This window comes from Streptomyces sp. NPDC006450, assembly GCF_040612195.1.
Taxonomy (GTDB): domain Bacteria; phylum Actinomycetota; class Actinomycetes; order Streptomycetales; family Streptomycetaceae; genus Streptomyces.
Genome location: NZ_JBEXPT010000023.1, coordinates 36,637 through 51,102, shown reverse-complemented (window position 1 = coordinate 51,102; position 14,466 = coordinate 36,637). Strand labels below are relative to the sequence as shown.

The 14,466-nt window shown below is 72.4% G+C and carries 15 protein-coding genes; 8 read left to right on the top strand and 7 right to left on the bottom strand.

What is annotated here, in order from left to right; genetic code table 11:
• Nucleotides 1–8: 8 nt before the first annotated feature.
• The 3 genes from ABZY57_RS10945 to ABZY57_RS10935 are packed head-to-tail and all read right to left on the bottom strand — an operon-like array spanning nucleotide 9 to nucleotide 1,607.
• A complete protein-coding gene (locus ABZY57_RS10945; protein ID WP_356510410.1) occupies nucleotides 9–551 on the bottom strand; it encodes a sugar O-acetyltransferase in 543 nt (180 codons plus the stop codon).
• 7 nt (nucleotides 552–558) lie between these two features.
• Nucleotides 559–750, bottom strand: a complete 192-nt coding sequence (locus ABZY57_RS10940; protein ID WP_356510408.1) for a DUF397 domain-containing protein — start codon at nucleotides 748–750, stop codon at nucleotides 559–561.
• Nucleotides 747–1,607 carry a helix-turn-helix transcriptional regulator gene (locus tag ABZY57_RS10935; protein WP_356510406.1) on the bottom strand — a complete coding sequence of 287 codons (861 nt, stop codon included), beginning with the start codon at nucleotides 1,605–1,607 and terminating at the stop codon, nucleotides 747–749. Before ABZY57_RS10935 ends, ABZY57_RS10940 begins: the two co-directional genes overlap by 4 nt.
• 157 nt (nucleotides 1,608–1,764) lie before the next feature.
• Between ABZY57_RS10935 and ABZY57_RS10930 the strand changes: the two genes are divergently transcribed.
• A complete protein-coding gene (locus ABZY57_RS10930) occupies nucleotides 1,765–2,229 on the top strand; it encodes an ATP-binding protein (protein WP_356510404.1) in 465 nt (154 codons plus the stop codon).
• Nucleotides 2,230–2,548: 319 nt separating this feature from the next.
• Nucleotides 2,549–3,562 carry a helix-turn-helix domain-containing protein gene (locus ABZY57_RS10925; RefSeq protein ID WP_356510402.1) on the top strand — a complete coding sequence of 338 codons (1,014 nt, stop codon included), beginning with the start codon at nucleotides 2,549–2,551 and terminating at the stop codon, nucleotides 3,560–3,562.
• On the opposite strand, the gene ABZY57_RS10920 is transcribed toward ABZY57_RS10925, so the two are convergent.
• On the bottom strand, nucleotides 3,508–4,104 hold the full coding sequence (locus tag ABZY57_RS10920; RefSeq protein ID WP_356510400.1) for a DinB family protein: 597 nt from the start codon (nucleotides 4,102–4,104) through the stop codon (nucleotides 3,508–3,510). The two genes, ABZY57_RS10925 and ABZY57_RS10920, sit on opposite strands and share 55 nt — an antisense overlap.
• A 196-nt stretch (nucleotides 4,105–4,300) precedes the next feature.
• Here ABZY57_RS10920 and ABZY57_RS10915 point away from each other — a divergent pair, with 196 nt between their 5' ends.
• Together ABZY57_RS10915 and ABZY57_RS10910 are read left to right on the top strand one after the other, a co-directional pair.
• Nucleotides 4,301–6,169, top strand: a complete 1,869-nt coding sequence (locus tag ABZY57_RS10915; protein ID WP_356510436.1) for an AMP-binding protein — start codon at nucleotides 4,301–4,303, stop codon at nucleotides 6,167–6,169.
• A gap of 284 nt (nucleotides 6,170–6,453) precedes the next feature.
• Nucleotides 6,454–7,980 (top strand): alpha/beta hydrolase, encoded by a 1,527-nt coding sequence (locus ABZY57_RS10910; RefSeq protein ID WP_356510398.1) that lies wholly within the window; start codon nucleotides 6,454–6,456, stop codon nucleotides 7,978–7,980.
• Nucleotides 7,981–8,010: 30 nt separating this feature from the next.
• Here the strand turns inward: ABZY57_RS10910 and ABZY57_RS10905 are convergent, their stop codons facing one another.
• Nucleotides 8,011–9,171 carry a lipase family protein gene (locus tag ABZY57_RS10905; RefSeq protein WP_356510396.1) on the bottom strand — a complete coding sequence of 387 codons (1,161 nt, stop codon included), beginning with the start codon at nucleotides 9,169–9,171 and terminating at the stop codon, nucleotides 8,011–8,013.
• A gap of 339 nt (nucleotides 9,172–9,510) precedes the next feature.
• On the opposite strand from ABZY57_RS10905, the gene ABZY57_RS10900 reads away from it, so the two are divergent.
• Genes ABZY57_RS10900 through ABZY57_RS10890 form a run of 3 tightly spaced genes read left to right on the top strand, consistent with a single transcriptional unit; the run spans nucleotide 9,511 to nucleotide 11,206 of the window.
• Entirely contained in the window at nucleotides 9,511–10,224 is a 714-nt protein-coding gene (locus ABZY57_RS10900) for a DUF6232 family protein (protein ID WP_356510394.1), read from the top strand.
• Entirely contained in the window at nucleotides 10,221–10,841 is a 621-nt protein-coding gene (locus ABZY57_RS10895; protein ID WP_356510392.1) for a DUF6232 family protein, read from the top strand. Before ABZY57_RS10900 ends, ABZY57_RS10895 begins: the two co-directional genes overlap by 4 nt.
• A complete protein-coding gene (locus tag ABZY57_RS10890) occupies nucleotides 10,838–11,206 on the top strand; it encodes a hypothetical protein (protein WP_356510390.1) in 369 nt (122 codons plus the stop codon). Before ABZY57_RS10895 ends, ABZY57_RS10890 begins: the two co-directional genes overlap by 4 nt.
• 24 nt (nucleotides 11,207–11,230) lie before the next feature.
• Here ABZY57_RS10890 and ABZY57_RS10885 read toward each other — a convergent pair whose 3' ends face one another.
• Nucleotides 11,231–11,464, bottom strand: coding sequence for a hypothetical protein (locus ABZY57_RS10885; RefSeq protein ID WP_356510388.1), 234 nt, complete (start codon nucleotides 11,462–11,464; stop codon nucleotides 11,231–11,233).
• A gap of 60 nt (nucleotides 11,465–11,524) precedes the next feature.
• On the bottom strand, nucleotides 11,525–12,541 hold the full coding sequence (locus ABZY57_RS10880) for an AraC family transcriptional regulator (protein WP_356510386.1): 1,017 nt from the start codon (nucleotides 12,539–12,541) through the stop codon (nucleotides 11,525–11,527).
• 118 nt (nucleotides 12,542–12,659) lie between these two features.
• On the opposite strand from ABZY57_RS10880, the gene ABZY57_RS10875 reads away from it, so the two are divergent.
• The gene (locus ABZY57_RS10875) at nucleotides 12,660–14,453 is read left to right on the top strand and encodes a long-chain fatty acid--CoA ligase (protein WP_356510384.1); all 1,794 of its coding nucleotides are present in this window, start codon (nucleotides 12,660–12,662) and stop codon (nucleotides 14,451–14,453) included.
• The last annotated feature ends 13 nt before the right edge of the window (nucleotides 14,454–14,466 follow it).

Below are 14,466 nucleotides of genomic sequence, written 5' to 3'. Positions count from 1 at the left end.
AGGGGCCGTCACCACGTTCGGCGCACGGTCGCCTTGCTTCCGGTCACCAAGCTGGCCGCCGGAACGTCATCGGCCACGACCGCGCCGGCGGCGATCACGGCGTCACGGCCGATGCTGACGCCCGGCAGGATGGTGGCACCGGCACCGATCCACACGTTCTCCGCCACGTCGATGGGCGCACCGGTGAGGTACAGCCGCCGCTCCTCGGGATCAACGGGGTGGCCGCTGGTGATGAACGTGACCTTCGGTCCGATCATCACCCGCTCGCCGATACGGATGCCGGCGTAGTCCAGGAACGTGCAGTTCTGGTTGATGAAGACGCGCTCGGCGAGGTCGAGGTTCAGGCCGTGGTCCGTGTAGAAGGGCGGATAGATCGTGACTCTCGACGGCAGCGGCTTGCCGAGGATCTGCTCGAACAGTTCCGCCTTGCCCGCTTCGTCTTCGAAAGGCAGGACGTTCAGGCGGGAAGTGAGCTCGGTGACCCGCAGGACCCTCTCGGACATCGCCTGGAACTCGGCGCTGTGGATGCGCATGAGACGGTCGCCGGACATGCTTGCGTCAGCCGGTGGTGGCGTACGCGACGAAGCCGGTCCAGGCGTGGGGCGCGAAGGCGAGGTGGGGCTGCCCGAGGTCCTTGGAGTCGCGGACGTGGACCGTGAGGGGGGTGGCGGCCACCTCGACGCAGGAGTCGCCTTCGCTGCCGCTGCTGTAGCTGCTCTTGAACCAGTCGAGCTCGGGATTGTCGATCATGTCTCTCCCAGCAGTTCCTTGATGAAGTCCTGCGACTCCCGCGGCGTGAGGGCCTCAGCCCGGATGATGCCATAGCGCAGCTCAAGGACTCGGAGTCGCCTCGGGTCGGAGACCGGGCGCCCGTTGAACGCTCCTTCGGAGCGCCCGACGGCCGTGCCGTCCTCGAACTTCAGGATCTCGATTCCACCGCCCATTCCGGCGTGGGCCTCCCGGCTGTTCGGCATCACCTGGAGGGTCACATGTCGCAACCGGCCCAGCTCCAAGAGCCGTTCGAGCTGTTGGCGCCACACCAGTGTGCCCCCGATGGGGCGTCGCAGGGCAGACGCTTCGTGGACGAAGCTGATCGCCGGGGCAGGCGTCCTGCTGAAGACGGACTGCCGTGCCACGCGTGCGGCGGTGTACCGCTCCACCTCGTCCTGTGAGTACGCGGGCTGCCGCATCTCGAAGAGGGCCCGGGCGTGCTCCGCCGTCTGCAGCAGTCCGTGCACGACGTGAGTGCTGTAGACGCCGATCTCGACGGCCCGACCCTCCAGCTTCGCCAGGTCCCGGACCTTCTTCGGGTAGCGGACCTGCTCCATGTCCGCCTTCATCGCGGCGATCTTCCCGCCCGCCCGCAGTACCTCGTCCGCCTTGTCCAGGTACTTGGGGCGGGGGATCCGCTTGCCCGCCTCGACCTTGCGGACGAGGTCCTCCCCGTAGCCGATCTCCGTACCGAAGTCGGTGGCCCGGATGCCCGCTTCCTCGCGCCAGGCCTTCAGCTGGCGGCCGAGCGCGGTCAGGACGGCGACGCCCTGTTCGTCCTCGGGATCGACGTCCCAGCCGGCGTCCTCCGTGCCGTCACCGTCCACGTTGGTCATACGTGCCCACCTCATCCGACGCGCCGAATTCCTCAGCGCTCTGTTCCCGGGACCCGAGCGGGACAGGCGCGACAGCACCGGACAGCGACCGGACAGACGCGGGACGCAGCGGCGATGCCGCTTCTCACGGTACGCACGGGCCACCACGCTCGGTGACATGAATCCGCACATCCGTGACTCCGCGGTCCAGTTCACCGCTCAGCTCGCCGCCACGCCCCTCGGGGCGCGCCAGGCCCGGCGGCTCGCCGTCGAGACGCTCGCCGGGTGGGGGCTGCCCTCCGAGGGGCCCGCGCTCATCGTGGCCGAGCTGGCCGCCAATGCGGTGACCCACGGCCGGGTTCCGGGGCGGGGCTTCCGGATCGGGTTGGCCGTCCGGGGCGGGGTGCTGCGGATCGAAGTGGTGGACACGCGGGGGGACCGGATCCCCGGTGTGCGAGAGGCGAGCGAGGGCTCGGAGGCGGGGCGGGGGCTGGTGCTGGTCGATGCGCTCGCGGACCGGTGGGGGGTGGACCGGGGGCTGCCGCCGTGCAAGTCCGTTTGGGCGGAAGTGGACTTGGGGGGAGGGGCGGGCGGCCGGGTCGCGGGAACCCGGGACGCGGTCGGGTCGGACGCAACCCCCTGAAAGGACCGGTTGAAACCACCCGACCCCACCCCTCCGGCTCCCCGTCGGGGCGCCATCACCCGCATGGGTGAACTGTGCCAACTCGGCTGGATTTCGGGAGGGTTGCCGGGCATATGCTCGGCCCACACAACCTCAGACATGAGACGGCCCCCGCCGGGAGTGCAATCCCGAACGAGGGCCTGACCAAACAGGAAGCACTACCTTCCCCATGGCTCTTCGGCAGCTTAGCGCGCCCTCGCGCGCACCGTCCCGTGTTCCCGCCGGGACCCCCCGATCAGGTGTCGCCCACGTCAACGTCGGGCACGCCGACCGCTACACCGTGATCGGCAACCACCTCCTCCAGCACCACTCGCTGTCGCTGGTCGCGATCGGCCTCGCCGGTTACATCCAGTCGCTGCCCGCCGGGGCCCGCATCGGCATCAAGAGGCTGACGGAGCGCTTCCGGGAGGGGGAGGTGCGGATCTCCGGCGCCTTGCGGGAGTTGGAGGAGTACGGATACCTGGAGCGCAGCCGGGTCCGGTTGGCGAGCGGGCAGGTGGTCACCCGGACGGTGTCCTACGACCACCCGGCCGCGAAGTGCGGTGTGGGCGTTCGCCCGTCGGGGCGGGGGCGGGAGGCGGGGCCCGGGGCCGTACGGTCACCCGGGCCGCTCCCGGGCGCCGCGCCCGATCCCGGACCGCAGCCGGACCCGGTACCCCCGCCGGACGGGAAGCCGATGGCCGTGCCCGTGCCCGTGCCGGAGCCGGGACCCGATCCGGAGCAGGAACCGGAACCGGAACATGGCCCGGAGCGGGACCCGGAACCCGTGCCCGGTCCCGTACGGCTGCCGGAGGCGTCCGCGCTGCTCGCTCGGTTGCGGGGGGACGATCCGAGGCTGCTGCTCTCGGACCGTGACGTGCGGAAACTGGCGCCCGGGGTCGCGGAGTGGCTGGAGCGCGGGGCGGATCCCGCGGCCGTACGGTTCGTGCTGACGTCGGGGCTCCCCGGCGATCTCCGCCATCCCGCGTCCCTCATCGCGCACCGGCTCAAGGCGTGGATCCCGCCGCACCTCCCCGCGGCAGCGCCCGTACGGCCCGCCGAGCGGCGGGACCCGCTCCAGAACTGCGACGGCTGCGACCGGGCCTTCCGCGCACCGGCTCCGGGGCGCTGCCGCGCCTGCCCGCCCGTCGTACGCGACGAGCACCCGGGCCGGGCCGTGCCACACGTCGTCAGCGGCACACGGCCCGACGGAGGCGGCGTTGGCGGTGGCGGGCCCCGTGCTCGGGGTCCCGTGCGGGGTTACGCCTCGCCCCTGCCGGCCTCGCGGGCGACCCGTTCCAGTCGGCCGCGGTAGTCCTCCCACCAGGAAGGGTGTCCGGGAGGGAGGGCCGTGTTGCCCTTGTCCATGCCCACGGCGCCGTCGATGAGCTCGCGGAGGATGTCGGCGTGGCCGGCGTGGCGGTGGGTGTCGGCGATCAGGCGGACGACGGCGTGGTGCAGGGACACCTCGTTCTTGTCGCTCGGCCACCACGGGACCGTGCCGATCGTGTCCAGGGGCAGCGTGTCGAGCGTCGCGTCCGAGTGCGCCCACGCGCGGTGGTAGAGCGCCACGATGTCCGCGCGCGACTGCTCGGCGGTGGCCCACATGTCGGCGTTGGGTTCGGCGTCCTGCGCGATCCAGGGCAGCGGTTCGCCGGAGGGGCGTCCGAAGGTGTCGCCGAGGTAGCCCAGTTCCACGGTGGCCGCGTGCTTGACCAGGCCCAGGAGGTTGGTGCCCGTAGGGGTCAGCGGGCGGCGGGCGTCGTACTCCGAGAGGCCTTCGAGCTTCCAGAGCAGGGCTTCGCGGGCGGACTGGAGGTAGAAGTGCAGGTCGGCCTTGGGGTCGGATGCGGTCATGATCCCAGTCTCCGACCCGGCAGGCTCCTTATCCACCGGAATCCACCCGACTTTCGCCGACAAGGGGGGCACGGCGTGGAGCATCGGTGAAAAGGCGTGCACAAGGGTGTTCAGGCGCGATTACCGATAAGTAGATTACCGCCGGTAACACTCCGTCCGGCCAGGGAGGCAGCCAGTGACCGCCGAATCGAGCCTGGTGAGGGTCGTCAAGCCACCACGGCCCGTCGCGCCCCACAAGACCGTGGTCGGGGGGCGGGTCCGCGAGGTGTGGGTGCCCCCGCTGGCGCCGGTGCCCGCCAGCGGGTCCCTCGGGGACATCCCCTTCGACAATGCCCGGGAGGCGCCGCAGGAGCCCGTACTCGCCCGCAAGGAGCGGGACGGGACCTGGCGGGACGTCACGGCCGCCGAGTTCGCCGGCGAGGTGCTCGCCGTCGCGAAGGGGCTGATCGCCGAAGGGCTGCGGCCCGGCGACCGGCTGGCCATCATGGCGAGGACGACGTACGAGTGGACCCTGCTGGACTTCGCGGGCTGGGCGGCCGGGCTGATCACCGTACCGGTCTACCCGACCTCCTCCGCGATCCAGGCACGCTGGATCATCCAGGACTCGGGCGCCGTGGCCTGCGCCGTGGAGGACACCGTGCAGGCGCGGATCATCAGCTCGGAGCGGGCCAACCTGCCCTGGCTGCGCCACCTCTGGGAGTTCGACACCGGGGCCGTGGCCCGGCTGGTCAAGGCCGGGGAGCACGTGCCCGACGAGGTCGTGACGGCCCGGCGGGCGGGGTGCGCCCCGGAGTCCGTCGCGACGCTGATCTACACCTCCGGTACGACCGGGCAGCCGAAGGGCTGCGTGCTGACGCACGCCAACTTCTTCGCCGAGGTGGACAATGCGGTGGAGCTGCTGCACCCCGTCTTCACATCGGTCAGCAAGGACCCGGCCTCGACCCTGCTCTTCCTGCCGCTGTCGCACGTCTTCGGACGGATGGTGGCCGTCGGGTGCATGCGGGCGCGGGTGAAGCTGGGGCACGCGCCGAGCATCCGCAGCGAGGACCTGCTGGCCGACCTGGCCGGCTTCCGGCCGACGTTCCTGCTGGCGATCCCGTACGTCCTGGAGAAGGTCTACAACACCGCCCGGGCGACCGCCGAGAGGATGGGCCGGGCCTCCTCCTTCGACCGGGCGGCGCGGATCGCGCGCAGCCTCGGCGAGGTCGCGGTCGTGGAGGGCAAACGACCGGGGCTGGGCCTGCGGCTGGGCCGGGCGCTGTACGAACCGCTCGTGTACCGGCGGATCCGCGCCGCACTGGGCGGACGCGTCCGGTACATCCTCAGCGGCGGCTCCCCCCTCGGCCGACGCCTCGCCGCCTTCTACACGGGCGCGGGCATCGAGGTCTTCGAGGGCTACGGGCTCACGGAGACGACGGCGGCCGCGACCGTCACCCCACCGCTGCGGCCCCGGCTGGGCACGGTGGGGTGGCCGCTGCCGGGGACGGCGGTACGGATCGCCGACGACGGGGAGGTGCTGTTGCGGGGACCGCACGTCTTCGCGGGGTACTGGAACAGCGGCATCGCGGTGGGCGGCGAACAGTGGCTGTGCACCGGGGACATCGGGGAACTCGACGCGGACGGGTACCTGACGATCACCGGGCGGAAGAAGGACGTGATCATCACCTCCGGCGGCAAGAACGTGGCCCCCGCGCCCCTGGAGGACTGGCTGCGGGCCCACCCGCTGGTGGGCCAGTGCATCGTGGTCGGCGACAACCGGCCCTACGTCACCGCGCTGATCACCCTGGAACCGGAGGGGCTCCAGCACTGGCGGCAGATGCGCAAGAAGGTGGGCGTGCCGATCGGGGAGCTGGTGGAGGACGAGGAACTGCGGGCGGACCTCCAACGGGCGGTCGACGAGGCGAACCGCCTGGTGTCGCGGGCGGAGTCGATCCGGCGGTTCGCGGTATTGGCGGGGGACTTCACGGAGGAGCGGGGGCACTTGACGCCTTCGCTGAAGCTGAAGCGGGGTGTGATCGTGCGGGATCATGCGCAGCAGATCGAGGCGCTGTACCGCCGGGCGTAACGGGCCCCCGGACCGGAGCCCCAGGGGGTCCGGGCGCAGCCCGGGGAACGGGGGAAGGGCGGGTAGGGGACAGGCCCCGCGCAGCGGTGCCGGGCCGGGTGCGTCAAGGGGCCGGACGGGTGACCGCCTCGCGGAGCGGGGTGTGCGGGGCGCGCTTATGGTGAGCTGACTGGTCCGGGGGGCCGCCCCAGGAGGGTGCAGTGCACCGTTCCCGCTCCCGTTCCCGCTCCCGATACCGCCCCCGCTCGTGTTCCCGCCCCCGTACCCGGATAGCCGCCGGCGTCGTGGGTACCGCCCTGGCGGGGGCCCTGCTCGCCGCCGTGCCCGGACCGTGGCCCGCCGGTGCGGAGCGCGCCGGTGTGAAGCGCGCCGGTGCGGGGATCCAGTGGGAGGCGTGCCCCGGGAGGCCCGTGCCCGCCGGCCTGCGGTGCGGCACCCTGACCGTGCCGCTCGACCACGAGGGCAAGGGCAAGGGGACGGTCCGGATCGCCGTCGCCAAGCTTCCCGCCACCGCGCCCGGCGGCAAGCGGATCGGCTCCCTCGTACTGAACTTCGGCGGTCCCGGCGCCCCCGGCGTCTCCACCCTCGCCGCCGACCCCCATGCCTTCGCGGAGCTCAACAAGCGCTACGACCTCGTCGCCTTCGATCCCCGCGGCGTCGGCCGCAGCGCCCCCGTCACCTGTGGAGGAGGTACCGCGGAGGGGGACGCGGCCCCCGACGGGCCCGCCGCCGAGCTCGCCGCCCTGCGCGCGGCGGCCAGGCGCTGCGCGCTCGACTCCGGCCCGGTGTTCCCGTACGTCGGCACCGTCAGCGTGGCCCGCGACATGGACCTGCTGCGCCAGGCCCTCGGGGAGGAGAAGCTCGACTTCCTCGGCTTCTCCTACGGCACGCGCCTCGGCGCGGTCTACGCGGCGCTGTTCCCGCGCCGCACCGGCCGGATGGTCCTCGACGGGGTCGACACCCTGACCGAGCCGCTCGGCGAGCAGGCCCTGCTGTCGGCGGTCGGGCAGCAGCGGGCGCTGGACAACTTCCTCGTCTGGTGCGCGCACCGGCAGGGCTGCGTCTACGGTACGAACACCCGTACCGCCAGGGCGAAGGTCCAGGCCCTCGTCACCCGTCTGGACGCGGCGCCGCTGACGGGCGAGGGCGGAGTGCGCTTCACCGGGCAGGACGTGGCCGAGGCCATCGGGACCGCCCTGTATGCGCGGAAGACCTGGCCCGACCTCGCGGACGCGCTCGCGCTGGTCGAGCGCAGGGGCGACCCCGTGGGGCTGATGCAGCTCGGCGGCCCGGACGAACCTCCCCCGCCCCCGCGGCCGACCGGGGAGGTGCCCGACGCCGCCGCCCTGCCCGCGGTGCCCGCCGACAACGCCACCGCCGCGCTCGTCGCCGTGAACTGCGCCGACGACCCGGACCGCGGCGACGACCAGGCCTCCCCGGCGGACATCGCGCGGGAGTTGGCGGAGCTCCGGCCGGTCTTCCTCGCCGCCTCGCCGATCTTCGGGCCGCGCCAGCTGATGACGGTGCTGGCCTGCTACGGGCGCCCCGCCGGCACCGATTTCATCCGCAGGATCGACCGCCCGCCCGGCATCCCGCGCATGCTGCTCGTCGGTACGCGCGGAGACCCGGCCACCCCGTACGAGTGGACGGAGGAGACGGCGAAGCGGCTCGGCAACACCGTGGTCCTGGACTACAAGGGCGACGGGCACACCGGGTACGTCGCCTCGCGCTGCGTGCAGGGCTACGTGGACCACTTCCTGATCGACGGCCGGCTGCCCTCCGGGACGCGCTCCTGCCCCGCCGAGGACTGAGACCGGCGGGGCGGGAGGAGGAGTGTCAGGTCAGCAGTTGGGGCGCGGCGCGCGGCCCGCGAAGCGGTCCGCGAGCCAGTTGCCCGCCGCCAGGGACTGGGTGATGACGCCGCTCACGTGCTCGCCGATCCAGATGGTGTCGAATTCCAGGTTCGTGCCCCGCGCGCACCAGTCGGAGCGCAGCCGGCTCCCGACCGCGTACGGGATGAGCTCGTCGCCGAGCGCGTGGTACTGGTACACGGGGGCGGCCGGGGCGGTGCGCCCGAGCCTGCTCTGGTTCAGGCGGGCCTGCCAGTCCGGCTGCGCGAGGGGGTTGCGCGTGGTCAGGTCGGAGATCCGCTTGAAGGAGCCGGCGATGGCGTCGATGGCCACGCAGTTGTCCTTCATGGCGCCCACGAGGAGCTTCCCGGCCGGGTTGAGGTAGGAGTCGAGCTTCAGCTCCGGGAAGGCAGCGTCCTGGCCGGCGGCGGCCATGAAGATGAGGCCGGAGCCGTAGGAGCCGTTGTTGAAGTCGGCCACCTTCAGCAGATCGGCCGGGACGCCGCCCGTCACGGTGCCCTTGACCTGCAACTCCGGTGCGTACGAGCCCTGCAGCTCGGCGGCCCAGCTGCTCGCCTGGCCGCCCTGGGAGTACCCCATGATGCCGACGGGCGTCCAGTCGGACAGCCCGGCCTCGGGGAGGCGGGTGGCCGCGCGGGCGGCGTCGAGCACGGCGTGGCCTGCGGAGGGGCCGACGGTGTAGGTGTGCACGCCGGGGGTGCCGAGGCCCTCGTAGTCGGTGACGACGACGGCCCAGCCGCGCAGGGTGAGCTGCTGGATGAGGTTGGCCTCCATGGAGGTGCCGTACGGGAGGTTGTTGCTCGGGGCGCAGGAGTCGCCCATGCCGACGGTTCCGACGGCGTAGGTGATGAGGGGACGCGGGCCGGTGCGGCCGTCCTGCGGGACGATGACGGTGCCGGAGACGACGTTCGGGGCTCCGTCGGCGGTCGTCGAGTTGTAGTGGATCTTCCAGGCCTTGGTGTGGGTGGGCTGGCCGGGCAGCGGGTGGAACGCGGACGGCGCGCTGCTGACGATGTCGCCGGGGCGGGCGGCGGCCTCCTCGGCGGCCTGGGCCCGGGCGGCGGTCGTGGGGATCGCGGCCGAGAGGGCCAGGGCGGCCACTGCGGCCAGTGCTGAGCTTCGGATACGCATGGGGCGGCTCTCCCAAGGGTCCGGGTGGGGGTGGTAGGTGAGGAGAAGGTAGTGACCGACCGGTAGGAACGTCGCTGACCGCACAGCTCACCTTTCCTGACCCGGCGCCGCATCCGTGCCGTGGCCGGCGCGGCCCGGCCCGGCCGGGCGCTGTACGCGTACGCCGGCGAGATCGGCCGCGACGGCTCGACGGCCCCATGGTCCCCATGAGGCACTCTGGCCCCAACAGGCCTTATTTATCTATGAGTTGGCGAATAATTGATGCTCACACCATGAGGGGTCCCGGTGCTTAATGGTTCCCCGTGCAGTCACACAACTGTGCGGTCGACTGGGGGACTTATGGAATCGAACGGGGCCACCGCACCGCCACCACCACAGCAGCCACCGTCACAGCCGGCCGTGGAGCTGCCCGCGCAGCCGCCCGCGCAGCCGCCTTCGCAGGCACCGCAGTCGCCGCGGCCGCCGCAGGGACCTCCGCTGCCGCCGCTGCCCCGCGGGGCGGGGGCGCGCGGCGTCCACCTGCGGATCAGCCGGCGGCTGCTGTGGGTGGGGCGGGCCGCCTATCCGCTGCACAACATCGTCCGGGTGCAGACCACCGTGCTGACGCCCGACCGGGGGAGGGCCGTCGTCCAGTTCGTGAAGTGGGCGGGCGTCCTGTTCGTGGCCTACATCCTGCTCGCGTTCTTCATCGAGGAGAGCCCGAGCTCTTCGTACGGAGGCTACGAGGAGAGGGACTCCACCGCGGAGACCCTGGTGGGCGTCGAGGTCATCGTGGGGATGTTCCTGCTCGCGCAGCTCGTCTACCGGCTGAGCAGGCCGGACGTGCACGCCATGGTCGTCGAGGTGGCCAGCGCGTCCATCGCGCTGGTGACGATGGAGGACGAAAGCCAACTGGACGTGGTCGTCCAGCACCTGGTGCACGCCATCGACCACCCGGAGGCGGAGTTCTCCATCCGGATGGAGAAGGTGGAGCTGAACCTGAAGAGCTACCACCTCGGCGACAGCGTGAACATCTACGGCGGCGTGGGCAACACGGGCGTGGTGAAGACGTGACCGCGCCGCCGTCCGAGCCGCCGCAGCCGCAGCCGCCGCAGCCACCGGTGGTACCTCCCGTACGGCCGTCGCCGGCGCCCGCGCGGCCTCCGGAGCCGGGGGCGCCGGGGTGGAACCAGGAGGTCGACGAATTCGGTGTCACGCTGCGGGTCAGCCGGCGCCTCCTCTGGGTGGGGGAGGCCGTCTACCCGCTGCACAACGTCGTCCGGGTACGGAGCTTCGTACTCAGACCCAATCGGACGAAAGCGCTGCTCCAGTTCGCGCAGTGGATGGTCGTCGTCGTGGTGCTCAGCCTGCTCAGGGGCCTCCCGGACGGAGCGCGGTTGATCCTCGCCGTGGTGATGATCTTCCTGGTCGCGCTTCTCGTGCGGAGGCTGACCAGGCCGGACGTGTTCGCCATGGCCGTGGAGACCTCCGGTGCGCCCGCCGCGGTGGTGACGCTGACGCATCGCGACGAGCTGCGCCGGTTGGTGCGGAGCATCGTCGATGCCATCGAACATCCCGAGAGGGAGTTTTCGGTCTACGTGCAGCAACTGCAGGTGAAGCTCGGGGACTACCACTTCGGCGACACCGTCAACATCAACGGCGGCAACGGAAACAAGGGGATCCTGAAGTGACGGACAACGGCGGGGACGGCGGCACCCAGTACGGCGACCGGGTCACCATGCACGGAGGCCGGGGCAACATCGGCATCGTCAAGAGCCAGTCCCCGACGATCGCCCAGCAGGCGGCGCCCGCCACCTCCCAGGAAGCGATCCGGCAGCTGGCGGAGCTGCTCATGGAGCTTCGCGCCCAGGTCACCCCGGCCGGCGCGGGGACCATCGACACCAACCTGCCGGTGATCGTCTCCGAGGAGAGCGCCCCGGAGGCGCGGCACGGGGCGCTGATGGCCGTACTCGGCATCGCGACGCTCGCGGGCGAGGTCGGGCTGCCGATCATCGAGGCGGTACGCCGGGTGCTGGAGCTGATGGGGTTGGCCTAGGCCCGCTCTTTCGGATCCTGCCGGTCAGGCAGGATCCGAAAGAGACGGCGGGCCGAGTACGTGGTACACCCCGTACCGCCAGCTGTCCTCCAAGACGGGCTCGTTGCCGGTGAGCGTGACCTTGGACGCGAAGTGTCCCTCGGCGTCGGCGGTGACCGGCGTGGCGACGGTGCCGATCCGGCGTGTGAGCGTGGCGCCCGCGAAGGGCTTGTACGAGAGGTCGCGCGGGTCGTAGATCTTGACGTCACCCGAGACCACGGTGTTCCGCTCTGCCAGCGACTCCCAGTTCGTGCGGGGACGCGGGGTCGCGGTGCGCTTCTAGCTCCCCGACGCGATGCGGTACGCCCCCGGGGTCGTGCCCGTCCAGCGGCGGAAGGCGCGGTGGAAGGCCGTGTCCTCCGAGAAGCCCAGGCGGGCCGCCAGCTCCGCGATGGGTTCGCGGCTCTCCGCCAGGCCGGCGATCGCCGCATCGCGCCGCACGTGGTCCTTCAGCTGCTGGAAGGACGTGCCCTCCTGCTGGAGCCGCCGCCGCAGCGTCGCCGGGGACACCGCCAATCGCCCGGCCACCTCGCCCAGTTCCGGCAGCCGTGGTGAGCCGCGCAGGGCCTGGGTGAGGGTCCGGCGGACCTGCTCCGCGACCGTGGTCCCGTACGCCGGCCGGGACAGGAGGTCGAACGGGGCCCGCCGGAGCATCGCGTCGAGCGCGGCCTCGTCCCGTATCAGCGGGGCCGTCAGCCAGTGCGCGTCGAAGGCCACGGCCGCGCCCGTGCGCGCCTCGCCGAAGCGGACCGGGCAGTCGAAGAGCAACTCGTACTCCGCCTCGTGCGGGGGCGCCGGATACGCGAAGGAGGCGTAGGCCAGGGGAATGCGCCGGCCGATCAGCCAGCTGCTCAGCCGGTGCCAGATGGCGAGCACGCACTCGGTGAGGAAGCGCTCCTCGTCCCGTGCGAACTCGTTCCGCACCGCGAACCACGCCTGCCCGCCCTCGACGTCGAGCGCCAGCTCCGGTCCCCCCGGGAACAGCCCGTAGAAGATCGCGGAGCGCTCCACCGCGGCACCGAGATCGCGGCACCCCAGGGAGGCCCTGCACATCATCGCGAAGGTCCCCGGCCGGCTGGGGACGGTGGACAGGCCCAGGAACTCGTCCTGCGTGGCCCGGTACAGCGCCCTGAACAGCCGCGCGAACTGCGCGGGCGTGACCCGTGCCCGGTCGTCGCCCAGCAGCAGGGGCGGGATCTGCGCCTCCTGGAGCAGCGGCACGGTGTCGAGCCCGCTGCCGCGCGCCCCCGCGAGCACGGCGCGCACGTGGTGCACGGTGACCGTCCGCCTCCCCATGGGTCCGACGGTAGCCGCAATGAGCGCTGAGGTCAGCGGGGGTGACGCTTCCGGTCATGCCGCGGACGCCTCCCCGGTGCCTAGCGTCTTCGGTACCACCGAGGGGGAGGCGAGCCCTATGGACCCGATGGACCCGATGGACCGGGAGCGCGAGACGGACGGGACGGACGGGACGGACGGAGCCCTGCGCCCGCGCACGCTGGCGGTGTTCACGGAGTGGACGGGCGAGCGGTACCCGGCCGAGACCGCGCTCCGCCACAAGAACGGGGAGGGCGGCTGGTCGACCGTCTCCTACGGGCAACTGCGGCTCCGCGTGAGGGAGTCCGGGCGCGCCCTGCTCGGCCTGGGGGTCGCCCCCGGTGAGCGCGTGGCGGTGCTCGCGGAGACCCGGCCGGAGTGGACGTACACCCACTTCGGGGTCCTGGCCGCGGGGGCCGTCCTCGTGCCGGTGTACCCGACGGCCGGGGAGGAGGAGCTCGCCTGGGTGCTGTCGGACTCCGAGTCCGTGGTGGTCGTCTGCGACGACGCCGCGCAGGCGGCCCGGGTGGAGGCGCTGCGCCCGAAGCTCCCCGCGCTGCGTGCGGTGGTGGAGATGGACGGGCTGCGCGCCCGCCCCGCCCCGGCGACGGAAGCCGGACTCCTCGCCCGCGCCGCGGCGGTGGACCCCGCGGCCGACGCCTCCATCGTCTACACCTCGGGCACCACCGGCCTGCCCAAGGGCTGCCGCCTCACGCACGCCAACCTCGGCGCCATCCAGGACGCCACCCTCCCCCTGATCAAGGGCGGCCCGGGGGACTCCACGTACCTCTACCTCCCCCTGGCCCACCTGCTGGCCCAGCTGATCCAGTTCACCACCCTCCTGGAGGGCGGGGAGCTCTGCTACTTCGGCGGCCGCATCGAGGACGTCATCGGCGAGCTCGCCGAGGCCCGACCGACCCATCTGCCCTCCGTACCCCGCCTGTTCGAGAAGCTCCACTCGGTGGTCCTCTCCCTCGCGGAGTCCCAGGAGGGCGGCGGCGCCCGCTTCGCGGAGGCCGTCCGGCTCGGTCTGCTGGCCGCCGAAGGCCGCCTGCCGGCCGAGGACCAGGAGGCCTACGACGCGGCCGAGACATCCTTGTACTCCCTGGTCAGGGGCGCCTTCGGGGGCCGCCTGAAGTGGGCGCTGACGGGCGGCGCCCCGATCGCCCCGGCCACCCTCGACTTCCTGCGGGCCTGCGGGATCGCCGTCTTCGAGGGCTACGGCATGACGGAGTCGGGCGGGGTCATCAGCCTCAATCACCCGGACGGGGTCCGCTACGGATCGGTGGGCCGCCCCATCGCCGGCTGCGAGGTCCGCATCGCCGAGGACGGGGAGGTCCTGGCCCGGGGCCCGATGGTCTTCCCCGGCTACCACGCCAACGACACGGCGACGGCCGAGGCACTGGACGGGGAAGGCTGGCTGCACACCGGTGACCTGGGCGAGGTCGACCCGGACGGCTATCTCTCCATCACCGGCCGTAAGAAGGAGCTCATCATCACCTCGGCGGGCAAGAACATCACCCCGACCGAGCTGGAGTTCGCCGTCCAGCGCTCGCGCTATGTCTCCCGCGCGGTCATGATCGGCGACCGCCGCCCCCACCCGGTCGCCCTGATCACCCTGGACGGGGAGGAGATCGCCGCCTGGGCCGCCCGCGAGTCGGTGACCCTGGACCCCGCCGCCCCCGGCGACCACCCGGCGGTACGGGCCCTCGTCGCGGAAGCGGTCGAGGCGGCCAACGCCACGGTCTCCCGCCCGGCCCGCGTCCGCGCCTTCCGGATCCTGCCGGGGGAGTTCACCGTAGAGTCCGGCACCCTCACCCCGACCCTGAAGCTCCGCCGCCGCGCGGTCGCGGAGCGGTACGCGACGGAGATCGAGGAACTGTACGGGGGGTAGGGGCTGCGGGTGG

What these genes read in the sequence shown, in the direction of transcription:
- ABZY57_RS10945 (WP_356510410.1), bottom strand. Translation starts at nt 551, where the DNA reads ATGTCCGGCGACCGTCTCATGCGCATCCACAGCGCCGAGTTCCAGGCG.
- ABZY57_RS10940 (WP_356510408.1), bottom strand. Translation starts at nt 750, where the DNA reads ATGATCGACAATCCCGAGCTCGACTGGTTCAAGAGCAGCTACAGCAGC.
- ABZY57_RS10935 (WP_356510406.1), bottom strand. Translation starts at nt 1,607, where the DNA reads ATGACCAACGTGGACGGTGACGGCACGGAGGACGCCGGCTGGGACGTC.
- ABZY57_RS10930 (WP_356510404.1), top strand. Translation starts at nt 1,765, where the DNA reads ATGAATCCGCACATCCGTGACTCCGCGGTCCAGTTCACCGCTCAGCTC.
- ABZY57_RS10920 (WP_356510400.1), bottom strand. Translation starts at nt 4,104, where the DNA reads ATGACCGCATCCGACCCCAAGGCCGACCTGCACTTCTACCTCCAGTCC.
- ABZY57_RS10905 (WP_356510396.1), bottom strand. Translation starts at nt 9,171, where the DNA reads ATGCGTATCCGAAGCTCAGCACTGGCCGCAGTGGCCGCCCTGGCCCTC.
- ABZY57_RS10900 (WP_356510394.1), top strand. Translation starts at nt 9,511, where the DNA reads ATGGAATCGAACGGGGCCACCGCACCGCCACCACCACAGCAGCCACCG.
- ABZY57_RS10880 (WP_356510386.1), bottom strand. Translation starts at nt 12,541, where the DNA reads ATGGGGAGGCGGACGGTCACCGTGCACCACGTGCGCGCCGTGCTCGCG.
- ABZY57_RS10875 (WP_356510384.1), top strand. Translation starts at nt 12,660, where the DNA reads ATGGACCCGATGGACCCGATGGACCGGGAGCGCGAGACGGACGGGACG.